This is a genomic window from Pseudomonas sp. 2995-3 (assembly GCF_002742565.1).
In the GTDB taxonomy this organism is placed as follows: domain Bacteria; phylum Pseudomonadota; class Gammaproteobacteria; order Pseudomonadales; family Pseudomonadaceae; genus Aquipseudomonas; species Aquipseudomonas edaphica.
Genome location: NZ_LJSB01000176.1, coordinates 136,888 through 149,545 on the forward strand (window position 1 = coordinate 136,888; position 12,658 = coordinate 149,545).

13 protein-coding genes are annotated in these 12,658 nt (G+C 61.5%); 5 read left to right on the forward strand and 8 right to left on the reverse strand.

Going from position 1 to position 12,658, the window contains the following annotated elements:
* Positions 1-13: 13 nt before the first annotated feature.
* The 4 genes from AOA62_RS12655 to AOA62_RS12670 all read left to right on the forward strand — a co-directional run bounded on the left by AOA62_RS12655 (position 14) and on the right by AOA62_RS12670 (position 3,509).
* Positions 14-352 carry a YbaB/EbfC family nucleoid-associated protein gene (locus tag AOA62_RS12655; protein WP_003175481.1) on the forward strand — a complete coding sequence of 113 codons (339 nt, stop codon included), beginning with the start codon at positions 14-16 and terminating at the stop codon, positions 350-352.
* 132 nt (positions 353-484) lie between these two features.
* Entirely contained in the window at positions 485-1,519 is a 1,035-nt protein-coding gene (locus AOA62_RS12660) for an NADP-dependent oxidoreductase (RefSeq protein ID WP_017134797.1), read from the forward strand.
* A 66-nt stretch (positions 1,520-1,585) separates the two neighbouring features.
* Positions 1,586-2,188 (forward strand): recombination mediator RecR, encoded by a 603-nt coding sequence (gene recR / locus AOA62_RS12665; protein ID WP_017134798.1) that lies wholly within the window; start codon positions 1,586-1,588, stop codon positions 2,186-2,188.
* A gap of 172 nt (positions 2,189-2,360) precedes the next feature.
* Positions 2,361-3,509 carry an acyl-CoA dehydrogenase family protein gene (locus tag AOA62_RS12670; protein WP_099548817.1) on the forward strand — a complete coding sequence of 383 codons (1,149 nt, stop codon included), beginning with the start codon at positions 2,361-2,363 and terminating at the stop codon, positions 3,507-3,509.
* A 115-nt stretch (positions 3,510-3,624) separates the two neighbouring features.
* Here the strand turns inward: AOA62_RS12670 and AOA62_RS12675 are convergent, their stop codons facing one another.
* Together AOA62_RS12675 and fnr are read right to left on the reverse strand one after the other, a co-directional pair.
* Positions 3,625-4,173, reverse strand: a complete 549-nt coding sequence (locus AOA62_RS12675) for an adenine phosphoribosyltransferase (RefSeq protein ID WP_099548818.1) — start codon at positions 4,171-4,173, stop codon at positions 3,625-3,627.
* Between the two features lie 81 nt (positions 4,174-4,254).
* The gene (fnr, locus tag AOA62_RS12680) at positions 4,255-4,989 is read right to left on the reverse strand and encodes a fumarate/nitrate reduction transcriptional regulator Fnr (protein WP_056861531.1); all 735 of its coding nucleotides are present in this window, start codon (positions 4,987-4,989) and stop codon (positions 4,255-4,257) included.
* A gap of 153 nt (positions 4,990-5,142) precedes the next feature.
* Between fnr and AOA62_RS12685 the strand changes: the two genes are divergently transcribed.
* Positions 5,143-5,628 carry a hypothetical protein gene (locus AOA62_RS12685; protein WP_017134803.1) on the forward strand — a complete coding sequence of 162 codons (486 nt, stop codon included), beginning with the start codon at positions 5,143-5,145 and terminating at the stop codon, positions 5,626-5,628.
* Between the two features lie 5 nt (positions 5,629-5,633).
* Here the strand turns inward: AOA62_RS12685 and hemN are convergent, their stop codons facing one another.
* The 6 genes from hemN to ccoG all read right to left on the reverse strand — a co-directional run bounded on the left by hemN (position 5,634) and on the right by ccoG (position 12,568).
* A complete protein-coding gene (hemN, locus tag AOA62_RS12690) occupies positions 5,634-7,016 on the reverse strand; it encodes an oxygen-independent coproporphyrinogen III oxidase (protein ID WP_017134804.1) in 1,383 nt (460 codons plus the stop codon).
* 103 nt (positions 7,017-7,119) lie between these two features.
* Positions 7,120-7,803 (reverse strand): sulfite exporter TauE/SafE family protein, encoded by a 684-nt coding sequence (locus AOA62_RS12695; RefSeq protein ID WP_099548819.1) that lies wholly within the window; start codon positions 7,801-7,803, stop codon positions 7,120-7,122.
* Positions 7,796-8,008: a cbb3-type cytochrome oxidase assembly protein CcoS gene (gene ccoS, locus AOA62_RS12700; protein WP_017134806.1), complete on the reverse strand. Its 213-nt coding sequence runs from the start codon at positions 8,006-8,008 to the stop codon at positions 7,796-7,798. Before ccoS ends, AOA62_RS12695 begins: the two co-directional genes overlap by 8 nt.
* A 22-nt stretch (positions 8,009-8,030) precedes the next feature.
* Positions 8,031-10,481 carry a heavy metal translocating P-type ATPase gene (locus AOA62_RS12705; RefSeq protein ID WP_099548820.1) on the reverse strand — a complete coding sequence of 817 codons (2,451 nt, stop codon included), beginning with the start codon at positions 10,479-10,481 and terminating at the stop codon, positions 8,031-8,033.
* 114 nt (positions 10,482-10,595) lie between these two features.
* A complete protein-coding gene (locus AOA62_RS12710) occupies positions 10,596-11,135 on the reverse strand; it encodes a FixH family protein (RefSeq protein WP_017134808.1) in 540 nt (179 codons plus the stop codon).
* Positions 11,136-11,152: 17 nt separating this feature from the next.
* Entirely contained in the window at positions 11,153-12,568 is a 1,416-nt protein-coding gene (gene ccoG / locus AOA62_RS12715; RefSeq protein WP_017134809.1) for a cytochrome c oxidase accessory protein CcoG, read from the reverse strand.
* Positions 12,569-12,658: the final 90 nt, after the last annotated feature.

Here is a 12,658-nt window from a genome sequence, read left to right on the forward strand (position 1 = left end):
TGAGGTGATTCCCATGATGAAAGGTGGCATGGCCGGCCTGATGAAGCAGGCGCAGCAGATGCAGGAAAAGATGGCCAAGATGCAGGAAGAACTGGCCAACGCCGAAGTCACCGGTAAAGCCGGTGGCGATATGGTCAGCGTGGTGATGACCGGTCGTCACGACATCAAGCGCGTGAGCATCGACCCAAGCGTATTGCCTGGCGTCGGCGAAGATGACCTGGAAATGCTCGAAGCGCTGTTCGCCGCGGCCGTCAACGACGCCGTGCGCAAGATCGAAGCCAACAGCCAGGAAAAAATGGGTGGCGTGACCGCTGGCATGCAACTGCCGCCGGGCATGAAACTGCCGTTTTGATCGTGCAGCGTTAGCTAGACTCAAATGCCAGGCATCGCGCCTGGCATTTTTGTTTGTGCTAATCCGATCGAACCCTGGCATGGCAAGCAGGGTCTGCACCCTATACCGAAAGATTCGTTAAAGGAGCCCCTCATGCCTCAAGAACCCATTCTTAACCAGCGCATTGTCCTGGTCTCGCGCCCGCAAGGCGCGCCGACACCTGAAAACTTTCGCCTGGAACGCGTGAACCTGCCGGAATTGGCAGATGGCCAGGTGCTGCTCAAAACCCTGTACCTGTCCCTCGATCCCTACATGCGTGGGCGCATGAGTGACGCGCCGTCCTACGCAGCTCCGGTGGAAATCGACGAAGTGATGACCGGTGGTGCTGTCAGCCGTATCGAGCAATCGCGTAACCCGAAATTCGCGGCGGGTGATCTTGTGGTGGGTTCCACCGGCTGGCAGAGCCATAGCATCTCAGACGGAAACAACCTGATCCCGCTGCCCAAAGGCCTGGCCAGCCCCTCGATGGCGCTGGGTGTATTGGGTATGCCTGGCATGACCGCGTACATGGGCCTGATGGATATCGGCCAGCCCAAGGCCGGCGAAACCCTGGTGGTGGCGGCTGCCTCCGGCGCGGTGGGTTCGGTGGTCGGGCAGGTGGCCAAACTCAAGGGTTTGCGCGTGGTGGGTATTGCCGGCGGCGCGGACAAGTGCCGCTACGTGGTCGATGAGCTGGGCTTTGACGCCTGTATCGACCACAAGAGCGCCGATTTTGCCCATGAGCTGGCGTTGGCCTGTTTCAAAGGCGTGGATATCTACTTTGAAAACGTCGGCGGCAAAGTCTTCGACGCCGTGCTGCCGCTGCTCAACCCCAAGGCACGCATTCCGCTGTGCGGCCTGATCGCCGGTTACAACGCCCATGAAGCCCCCAGCGGTCCTGATCGGCTGCCGGCACTGCAACGTACCTTGTTGACCAAGCGCGTGCGCATCCAGGGTTTTATCGTGTTCGACGATTATGGCGATCGCCAGCCCGAATTCCTCAGCGCCATGGCGCCGTGGGTGCGCGACGGCAAGATCAAGTTCCGCGAAGACGTGGTCGATGGCCTGGAACAGGCACCCGAAGCCTTTATCGGTTTGCTCGAGGGGCGCAACTTCGGCAAGTTGGTGGTGCGCGTCGCACAGGATTGAGCATTTGACGCTAATCCGAGGCGCGGGTATAAACCGCGTCTCGTTGTTTTGTCGGACCCTTCGCCCATGAGCTTCAGCCCCCTGATTCGCCAACTGATCGACGCCCTGCGCACTTTGCCGGGTGTGGGCCAGAAAACCGCCCAGCGTATGGCGCTGCAACTGCTGGAGCGTGATCGCAGCGGCGGCACGCGGTTGGCCCAGGCCTTGAGCCAGGCCATGACCGGCGTGGGCCACTGCCGCCAGTGCCGCACCCTGACCGAAGAAGACCTGTGCCCGCAATGCGCCGACCCACGTCGCGACGACACTTTACTGTGCGTCGTTGAAGGGCCGATGGACGTGTACGCCGTCGAGCAGACCGGCTATCGCGGGCGCTACTTTGTGCTCAAGGGGCATCTTTCGCCGCTGGACGGCCTGGGGCCGGAAGCCATTGGCATTCCGCAACTGGTGACGCGCATTGAGGAGCAGGGCACGTTTACCGAGGTGATCCTGGCAACCAACCCGACGGTGGAAGGCGAGGCGACGGCGCATTACATCGCCCAATTGCTGACCAACAAAGGCTTGATTACCTCGCGTATCGCCCATGGCGTGCCGTTGGGTGGCGAGCTGGAATTGGTGGATGGCGGCACGTTGGCGCACTCTTTTGCCGGTCGCAAGCCGATCGCGCTCTAAAATGTGGGAGCTGGCTTGCCTGCGATAACGGTGGATCAGTGACATTGATGTCGCCTGACACTCCGCTATCGCAGGCAAGCCAGCTCCCACAGTGGTTTTGTGTTGTCAGGGATATCTTGATAACCAAGCAAGCGCTTGGTAAGTTCTCTCCACCTCACCGTGGAGCTTGCCGATGTCTGCCTATCAGGACTACTTCGACCCCAGCCACCAATTGGTCCGCGACAGCGTGCGCCGTTTCGTCGAGCGCGAGATGTTGCCGGGCATCGAGCAATGGGAGGAGGGCGAGAGCTTTCCCCGTGAGCTGTACCTCAAGGCGGGCGCGGCGGGGGTCCTGGGCATCGGCTACCCCGAAAGCCTGGGCGGCAGCCATGAAGGCGACCTGTTCGCCAAGGTCGCCGCCAGCGAAGAGTTGATGCGTTGCGGTTCGGGTGGCGTGGTCGCGGGCCTGGGTTCGCTGGATATCGGCTTGCCGCCGGTAGTCAAATGGGCGCGCCCCGAGGTGCGTGAGCGCGTTGCGCCTCAAGTGCTGACCGGTGAGAAGATCATCGCCCTGGCCGTCACCGAGCCCGGTGGCGGCTCCGATGTAGCCAACCTGCAAACCCGCGCCATTCGCGATGGCGACTGTTACCGCGTCAGCGGCAGCAAAACGTTTATCACCAGCGGCATCCGCGCCGACTTCTATACGGTAGCCGTACGCACCGGCGGGCCGGGCTTCGGCGGCATCAGCCTGTTGCTGATCGAAAAGCACACGCCAGGTTTCACAGTCGGCCAACCGTTGAAGAAAATGGGCTGGTGGGCGTCGGACACGGCTGAGTTGTTCTTCGACGATTGCCGCGTGCCGGTAGGCAACTTGATCGGCGTCGAGAACATTGGCTTTGCCTGCATCATGGGCAATTTCCAGAGCGAGCGCCTGGCGCTGGCGCTGATGGCGAACATGACCGCGCAGCTCGCCCTTGAAGAAAGCCTCAAGTGGGCGAGCCAGCGCGAAGCCTTCGGCAAACCTATCGGCAAATTCCAGGTGCTCAAGCATCGGCTGGCGGAAATGGCCACCGCAGTGGAAGTCTCCCGCGAGTTCACCTACCGCCAGGCGGCGAAGATGGCGGCCGGCAAGAGTGTGATCAAGGAGATTTCCATGGCCAAGAACCTGGCCACTGATACCGCGGATCGGGTGACCTATGACGCGGTGCAGATACTGGGTGGGCAGGGGTATATGCGTGGCAGCCTGGTGGAGAGGCTGTATCGGGATAACCGCATTCTGTCTATCGGCGGGGGCACGCGTGAGGTGATGAACGAGATCATCAGCAAGCAGATGGGGTTGTGATTAGTGGTGTTCTTTCAGGCGCTATCGCAGGCGAGCCAGCTCCCACCTTTGACTGTGTTTGCAAATCAAAATGTGGGAGCTGGCTTGCCTGCGATAGCGCCGGCCCAGGCAACTTTTAAACGTCGGTCAACCCAAACTGCGTCAGGCAAAACGTCGGAATGCCCATATCCTGCAGGCGTTGCGAACCACCCAGCTCAGGCAGATCAATGATCGCCGCCGCTTCGAAGATCTTCGCGCCCATACGTCGCACCAGGTTCGCCGCGGCAATCAAGGTGCCGCCAGTGGCGATCAGGTCATCGAACATCAGCACCGAGTCGCCGTCACACAGGCTGTCGGCGTGTACTTCGAGAAAGGCTTCGCCGTATTCGGTCTGGTAACCCTCGGCCAGCACGTCAGCGGGCAGCTTGCCCTGTTTGCGGAACAGGATCAGTGGTTTGTTCAATTGGTAGGCGATGATCGAACCGATCAGGAAGCCACGGGCATCCATCGCGCCGATGTGGGTAAAGTCGGCCTCGACGTAACGCTGGGCAAAACTGTCGGCCACCAGGCGCAAGGCGCGGGGCGATTGGAACAGCGGGGTAATGTCACGAAAGATCACCCCAGGCTTGGGGAAGTCGATGACGGGGCGGATCAGGGATTTGATGTCGAACGAATCGAAGGTCATCGTCGAAGAGTCCTGGGAGCGGAAAACGGACTCGAAGTATACCTGCGGCCCTGCCGATTGGCGCGGCCGCAAGTGTCTGTCTCAGACTTCCAGAGAGCCCCCGGCCAGCGCGCACAGCTGGATCGGGTCGAGGATATGCACTTCCTTGCCTTCGGCGGCAATCAGTTCGTTTTGCTGGAAACGGGTAAACACGCGGGACACGGTTTCCACCGCCAGGCCCAGGTAATTGCCGATTTCGTTGCGCGACATGCTCAGGCGGAACTGGTTGGCCGAGAACCCACGGGCACGGAAGCGTGCCGACAGGTTGACCAAAAACGTGGCGATGCGCTCGTCGGCGGTTTTCTTCGACAGCAGCAACATCATCTGTTGGTCGTCACGGATCTCGCGGCTCATCACCCGCATCAATTGGCGGCGCAGTTGCGGCAGCTGCAGGGCCAATTCATCCAGGCGCTCGAAGGGGATTTCGCACACCGAGGTCGTCTCCAGGGCCTGGGCCGACACCGGGTGAATTTCGGTGTCCATGCCGGACAACCCGACCAGTTCGCTGGGCAGGTGGAAGCCGGTGATCTGCTCTTCGCCGCCGTCGCTAAGGCTGAAGGTCTTCAACGCGCCTGAACGTACTGCATAAACGGAATCGAACTTGTCGCCCTGGCGAAACAGAAACTCGCCTTTTTTCAGCGGTCGGCCGCGTTTAACGATTTCGTCCAGCGCTTCCATGTCTTCCAAATTCAACGAAAGTGGCAGGCAGAGGGGGGCCAGGCTGCAATCCTTGCAGTGAGCCTGGCTGTGAGCGCGCAGTTTAACTGGCTCGGACATTTCTTAAATCCTTGTGGGAAAACACACATAAGACGTAAGGGTAACGCACCGAGGGTGGCTGAGGCCAGCGTGTACAAAAAAGCAGCAACGGTATAAAGCTCTTTGTATCGGTGCCGATACACAGGTGTCTCTCTATGAGCTGGAGCTCAGATCATGTCAGTCAGCACTGTCTCAAACCCATCGATCAACGTTGCAACGGTATCGGTCTGGAAGGCCGCCGATGCGGCCAGGGATAAAGACGCCGCGCCCAAGGCCGCCACCGAGGACAAGCCCGCTGAACCTAATGCGGCTGAAGGTGTGAAGGTGGTCATTTCCGGCGCGGGGATGGGCATGGCTTCGGCTGAGAAATCCTCCAATAGCGATATTGATGAAAGCAATCTGAAAGACAACATCAAACAGTTGCTGAAGATGATCCGCGAGCTGAAAAAGCAGCTTGCCGAAAAGATGGCTCAGCTCTCGGCAGTCATGAATGACACCACGTTGACCCCGCAAGCACGCCAAGCCAAAGTGGCGGGTTTGCAGGGCGACGTGGCGACGATACAGGCCGGTTTAATGACCGCCCAATCACAACTGGCCAAATCGCTGAAAGATGAGTCGCCTGAAGCTCAGATGGAAGCCATGAGCCTGATGGCGAAATAAAGCCCTTAGATCACCCGCGAGAATCGCTGCCTGTTCTGGTGCTCCAGGTAGGCATCGAACACCATGCACACCGAGCGCACCAGCAAGCGCCCGGCCGGTAAAACGCGAATGCCGTGGGCATCCAGTTCGATCAGGCCGTCGGCGGCCATTGTCTCCAGCTGTGGCCAGAGTTCGTCGAAATAGCCGCGAAAATCGATGTTATAGGCCTGTTCGATCCGCTCGAATGCCAGGCTGAAATTGCAGATCAACTGCTGAATCACTTCCCGGCGCAAACGATCATCCGTGGTGCAGACCAGGCCACGGCTGGTGGCCAGTTGCGCGCCGGCCAGTGAGTTCTGGTAGTGATTGAGGTCGCTGCTGTTCTGGCAATACAGGTCGCCGATCTGGCTGATCGCCGACACGCCCAGCCCAATCAAATCGCAATGCCCGTGGGTGGTGTAGCCCTGGAAGTTACGCTGCAGCGTGCCTTCTTCCTGGGCCACGGCCAGTTCGTCATCCGGCAGGGCAAAGTGGTCCATGCCGATGTAGCGGTAGCCGGCACGGGTCAACTGCTCGATGGTGGTTTGCAGCATCAGCAGTTTTTCTTCCGGCGAGGGCAAATCGTCGGCATTAATGCGCCGCTGCGGCATAAAGCGCTCGGGCAGGTGCGCGTAGTTGAAGACCGACAGGCGATCCGGTTGCAGGTTGATCACCTCTTCAACGGTGCGCGCAAAATTCAGCGGCGTCTGCTTGGGCAGGCCGTAGATCAAATCAATATTGATCGAGCGAAATTGCAGGGTGCGCGCCGCATCGATCACCGCACGGGTTTCTTCCAGGCTTTGCAGGCGGTTGACCGCACGCTGCACCTCGGGATCAAGGTCCTGCAGGCCGATGCTTACGCGGTTAAAGCCCAGTTCGCGCAGCAGCCCCATGGTCGCCCAGTCGGCTTCACGCGGGTCGATCTCGATGCCGTAGTCGCCGGAATCATCATTGAGCAAATTGAAGTGCTGGCGCAGGCGGGTCATCACCTGGCGCAGTTCGTCGTGGCTGAGAAAAGTCGGCGTGCCGCCGCCGAAGTGCAGTTGCTCCACGGGCTGTTTCGGGTCCAGGTGGCAGGCCACCAACTGGATTTCCTGCTCCAGGCGTTGCAGGTAGGCCTGGGCTCGGCCACGGTCCTTGGTGATGACCTTGTTGCAGGCGCAGTAGTAGCAAATGTTTGCGCAGAACGGCACATGCACATACAGCGACAAGGGCCGTACGGCCTTGCGGCTGTCGCGCAGGGCGTGGAGCAGGTCGAAGGTGCCGACCTGGCTGTCGAATTGTACGGCGGTGGGGTAGGACGTGTAGCGCGGCCCCGCCAAGTCGTAGCGGTGAATCAGATCTGTGTCCCAACGAATGGCGTCGAGCATGCGGGCGGTCCCCGGGATTGGCTAGTGGGCCGAGTCTAGGGGCGCGCCGCAGGTACCATCTTGATTTGCATCAACGGGGAGCGGCGCTATGCCACATGGCGATTTAATGGCCCATTAGCCAGTGTTGATGCGGGCCTGGCAACGTCCAAACGCCGAAGAGCATAACCAGCACGCCACCGGCCACACGCACGCTGCGTTTGCGCAGCACCGCCGTGACACGTTCCGCCGCCAAGCCAGTCGCCAGCAGTACTGGCCAGGTTCCAAGCCCAAAGGCGAGCATCAGCATTGCGCTGTCCAGCGCATTACCCTGGCTCGCCGCCCACAGCAGCGTGCTGTAGACCAACCCACATGGCAACCAGCCCCACAGCGCGCCCAACAGTAATGCGCGTGGCAGGCTGGACACCGGCAGCAAACGGTTGGCGACCGGCTGTACGTAGCGCCACAGGCCGCGCCCCAGGCTTTCGATACGGGTGAGGCCGCTCCACCAACCGGCCAGGTACAAGCCCATGCTGATCAGCAACAACCCGGCGAGCACGCGCATGAACATCGCCGCCGGGCTGTTGGCCACCGCCCAGCCGGCCAGGCCGATCAATAACCCGGCAGCGGCATAGCTGAGGATGCGCCCCAGGTTATAGGCGAGCAGCAGGCGAAAACGGCGGCTGCGTTGTTCTTTGGGGATTGCCAGCGTCAGCGCGCCCATCAGCCCGCCGCACATGCCCAGGCAATGGCCGCCGCCCAGTAGCCCGAGGATCAAGGCCGAGACCAGCGATGGCGCCAGCTCAAGCATGGGGTGGGTCTTTGGGCGGTTGCTCGGCCCGGTTGGCTTCGTCGACGCCCGCCAGGTGGTTCGGGTCCTGGTCGTCGAACAGCACGCTGTGGGCCGGGCCGTCGAGGTCGTCGTACTGGCCGCTGTCCACCGCCCAGAAGAAAATGTAAATGGCCACGCCGACTAACAGCAGCGCCGCCGGAATCATCACGTAGAGAGCTGGCATCGGTACTCCATGCCCACGCGGCTCAAGCCGGCAGCGGGCGGGTTACTAAGGTGGCACTGTTTGCCTGCGTGCTCGGCAGCCGAGTCAGGCGCAAGGCGTTGAGCACCACGGTCAACGAGCTGAGGGACATGCCGATCGCGGCCCAGATCGGGGTGATCCAACCGAGGGCGGCAAACGGCAGCATAAGGCCATTGTACAGCCCGGCCCACAGCAGGTTTTCAATGATTACCCGCCGCGTGCGCCGCGCCAGGGTAAACGCCTGCACCAGCGCGTCGAGACGGTTGGACAGCAGCACGGCATCGGCACTGGTTTTTGCCAAGTCGGTGGCTGAGCCCATCGCCACGCTGATATCGGCGGCGGCGAGCACAGGCACATCGTTGACGCCGTCGCCAAGCATCAGCACCTTGCGGCCTTGCTGGTGCAACTGGTGCAGCACCTGCAGTTTGTCGTCGGGGCGCAAGCCGCCCTTGGCCTCGTCAATCCCCAACTCAAGCGCGACACTGGCGACCATCGGCGAGCTGTCACCCGACAGCAACAGCGTACGCCAACCTCGCGCTTTGCACGCGGCCAGCAGGGCGGGCGCATCGCTGCGCAGGCGGTCATCGAGCACGAACCAGGCGAGGGCGCCTTCACGATCGCCCAGCAGCAACCATTGGCCTGCTTCGTCCGGCGAGGCGGGAATCGCGCAGCCGCTTAATTGGCACACAAAGCCCGGCTGGCCGATGCGCAATTGATGCTCGCCCACACGACCTTCCAGGCCTAAGCCTGGGAAACTCAGGACTTCCTCGGCGGCCAGCGGCGCACGCCCGAAGGCGCGGGCAATCGGGTGCTCGGAGCGGTTTTCCAGCGCGGCGGCGAGGCCCAGGCAGTCGTCGCTGTTCAACGTGCCCAACGGGCGGATGGCACGCAGGGCCAGGCGGCCTTCGGTCAGGGTGCCGGTCTTGTCGAAAATCACCGTGTCGATCTGGTTCAAGCCTTCCAGCACGTGCCCACGAGTGAGTAACAGCCCGAGTTTGTGCAATGTGCCGGTGGCGGCGGTGAGGGTGGTCGGTGTCGCCAGCGACAACGCGCAAGGGCAGGTTGCCACCAGCATCGCCAGCACAATCCAGAATGCGCGTGACGCGTCCAGTTCCCACCACAGCAGGCCGATCAGCGCGGCCGCGATCAGCGAGCACAGCAGAAACCATTGAGCAGCACGGTCGGCGATTTGCGCCAGGCGCGGTTTCTCGGCCTGGGCACGTTCCAGCAGGCGCACGATGGCAGACAGGCGGGTGTCATGCCCCAAGGCGCGCACCTCGACGGTCAGCGCGCCTTCGACGTTGAGCGTGCCGGCGGTAACCGCGTCGCCGACGTTGCGCGGCTGCGGCAGGTATTCGCCGGTGAGCAGGGACTCGTCAATGCTCGACTGGCCATCAAGAATCAGCCCATCGGCCGGCAGCACGGCGCCGGGATGCACCAGTACGCGATCGCCTACGGCCAGTTCGCTGAGCAGGATGCGCTCGCTCTGACCATCACTTTTGAGGCGTAAGCATGACGCCGGCAGCAGGTTGACCAACTGCGCGGTGGCGGCGGCCGTACGCTCACGTGCCCGACGCTCCAGGTAGCGCCCGGCGAGCAGGAACAGCGCGAACATGCCCACCGCGTCGAAGTACAACTCGCCAGTGCCAGTTATGGCGGTCCAGATGCCCGCCAGGTACGCGCCGCCAATCGCCAGGGACACCGACACATCCATGGTCAGGTGGCGCGTGCGCAGGTCGCGCAGGGCGCCTTTGAAGAACGGCGCACAGCTGTAGAACACGATGGGCGTAGTCAGAAACATCGCCACCCAGCGCAGGATCACGTGCAACTCCGGGCTCAGGTCAATATTGAATTCCGGCCAGGTCGCCATGGTCGCCATCATTGCCTGGAACCACAACACCCCCGCCACGCCCAGCTGGCGCAAGGCCCGGCGGTTTTCGCTGGCCAATTGCTCGGCGGCGCGATCGGCCTGGTAAGGGTGGGCGGCGTAGCCGATATGGCGCAGTTCGCTGAGCACCTGGCTCAGCGGCAATTGCCCATCGGCCCAGCGCACGTGCAGGCGATGGTTGGACAGGTTCAGCCGCGCCTCGGCCACGGCGGGCAGGCTGCGCAAGTGTTTTTCGATCAGCCAGCCACAGGCCGCGCAGCTGATGCCTTCCATCAATAGGGTGGTTTCGGCCAGATCGCCTTCGTGGCGCACAAAGGGTTTTTGCACGTCGGCGCGGTCGTACAGCGCCAGTTCGTCGACCAGTTGCACCGGCAGCGCCTCGGGGTTGGCCGAGGCTTCGCTGCGGTGCTGGTAATAGCTTTGCAACCCGCCGGCCACAATCGCCTCGGCCACTGCCTGACAGCCCGGGCAGCAGAGTTCGCGGCGCTCGCCGAGGATTTCGGCGGTGAACCGGCTGCCGGGCGGGACGGGCAGGGCGCAGTGGTAGCAGGGGGTTGGGCTGGTCATGGTGTGAAATCTATATCGGCTGGGAGGGCCTCATCGCGGGCAAGCCCGGCTCCCACAGGAGACCGCGATCCACTGTGGGAGCGGGCTTGCCCGCGATGCGCGAAGCGCATGTGTTTACTTTTTCAGGTCTTCGGCACCCTGCAACGGTTCATCACCCAGCAGCAAGTCCTTGTCGTGGCTGACCTCTTCTTCTTCGAACAGGCGCCAGGTCTTGTCGCCCTCCACGCCGAGCAATTCCACGAAGCGCCGACCCTCTACCTTGTCGGTGACCTGGCCGATGTAGCGGCCGGGTTCGCTGTCACTGCGGGTCAGGTTGATCTTGCGATCCTTCTGCGGCTGGGTCGGGGAAATCAGGTTCAGTTCCAGAGTGTTCGGGTTGCTGTAGCCCGTCAGTTGCAACTCGACTTCACCGGTCAACTCGTCCAAGTGCAATTTGCCGCGCAGTTGCAGGGTCTGGGCCAGCCGCTCACGGTCCAGGGAGCGGTTGATGCCTTTGCCGGCCTCGTAGTAGTTGTCGTTGACCAGGTTGTCCGGGTTCTTCACCGCAATGGTCACCATTGACAGGGTCAAGGTCACCGAGCAGGCCAGGATCCCAATGATGATCCAGGGCCAGAGGTGCTTGTACCAAGGGCTTGCGGCAGTAGCTGCGGGCATTGTTGTGCTCTCTGTTATTAGCGGACTTGTGGGCCGATGAATCGGCTCTTGGCTTCAATGTGGACGCTGTCGTCGTCGGCATCCTTGAGGATGAATTTCACCTCGTTGGTGCTCGATGGCAGTTGCTCAGGGGCGCTGGACAGCTCTACCGGCATCGTGAAGATCTCCCCGGCGGCGACCTTGATCTCGCGTCGGCCTTGCAGCTTGAGATCCGGCAGGCCCGAGGCATCGAGCACGTAAGTGTGGTCGCGCTGGTCCTTGTTCATGATTTTCAGGCTGTAGACGTTTTCGATGCGGCCTTCGGCGTTTTCGCGGTAGAGCACGCGGTCTTTGCTGACGTCGAAGCCCACCAGCGAGCGCATGAAAAATGCACCGGCCAACAGGCCGATCATCGCCAGCAGCACCAAGGCATAACCGATCAGGCGCGGGCGCAACTTATGGGTTTTCTGCCCGGACAGGTTGTGCTCGGTGGTGTAGCTGATCAGGCCGCGCGGGTAGTCCATTTTGTCCATGATGTTGTCGCAGGCGTCGATACACGCGGCGCAACCGATGCACTCGATTTGCAGGCCGTCACGGATGTCGATGCCGGTGGGGCACACCTGCACGCACATCGTGCAGTCAATGCAATCGCCCAACCCCTGGGCCTTGTAGTCGATGCCTTTTTTGCGCGGGCCACGCACTTCGCCACGGCGCGGGTCGTAGGAAACAATCAGGGTGTCTTTGTCGAACATCACGCTCTGGAAACGCGCATACGGGCACATGTAGATGCACACCTGCTCACGCAGCCAACCGGCGTTACCGTAGGTGGCCAGGGTGAAGAACCCGACCCAGAAATACGACCAGCCATCGGCCTGGCCGGTGAAGAAGTCGAACACCAGCTCGCGGATGGGCGAGAAGTAGCCGACGAAGGTCATGCCGGTGACAAAGCCAATCAGCAGCCACAGCGTGTGCTTGCTGAACTTGCGCAGGAATTTGTTCGCGCCCATGGGCGCCTTGTCGAGCTTGATGCGCTGGTTGCGGTCGCCTTCGGTGACCTTTTCGCACCACATGAAGATCCATGTCCATACGCTTTGCGGGCAGGTATAGCCGCACCACACACGCCCGGCATACACGGTGATAAAGAACAGGCCGAACGCCGCCACAATAAGAATGCCCGAGAGCAGGATGAAATCCTGAGGCCAGAAAGTGGCGCCAAAAATGAAGAATTTGCGTTCCGGCAGGTTCCACCAGACGGCCTGGTGGCCACCCCAGTTCAGCCACACGGTGCCGAAGTACAACAAGAACAGAGCGGCGCCACCGACCATGCGCAAGTTGCGGAACAGGCCGGTAAAGGCGCGGGTGTAGATTTTCTCGCGCGAGGCGTAGAGGTCGACAGTGCTGCTGGCGTTTTTGGCAGGCGGGGTAACGTCATGTACCGGTATCTGGTTGCTCATCATTGCATCCCACGGCGGTGGAGATTTGCCTCGGCCAGTACGTGCCAACCGTGGTCAAATTGGGGGTGTTGCAGTGGCGTAATGATACGC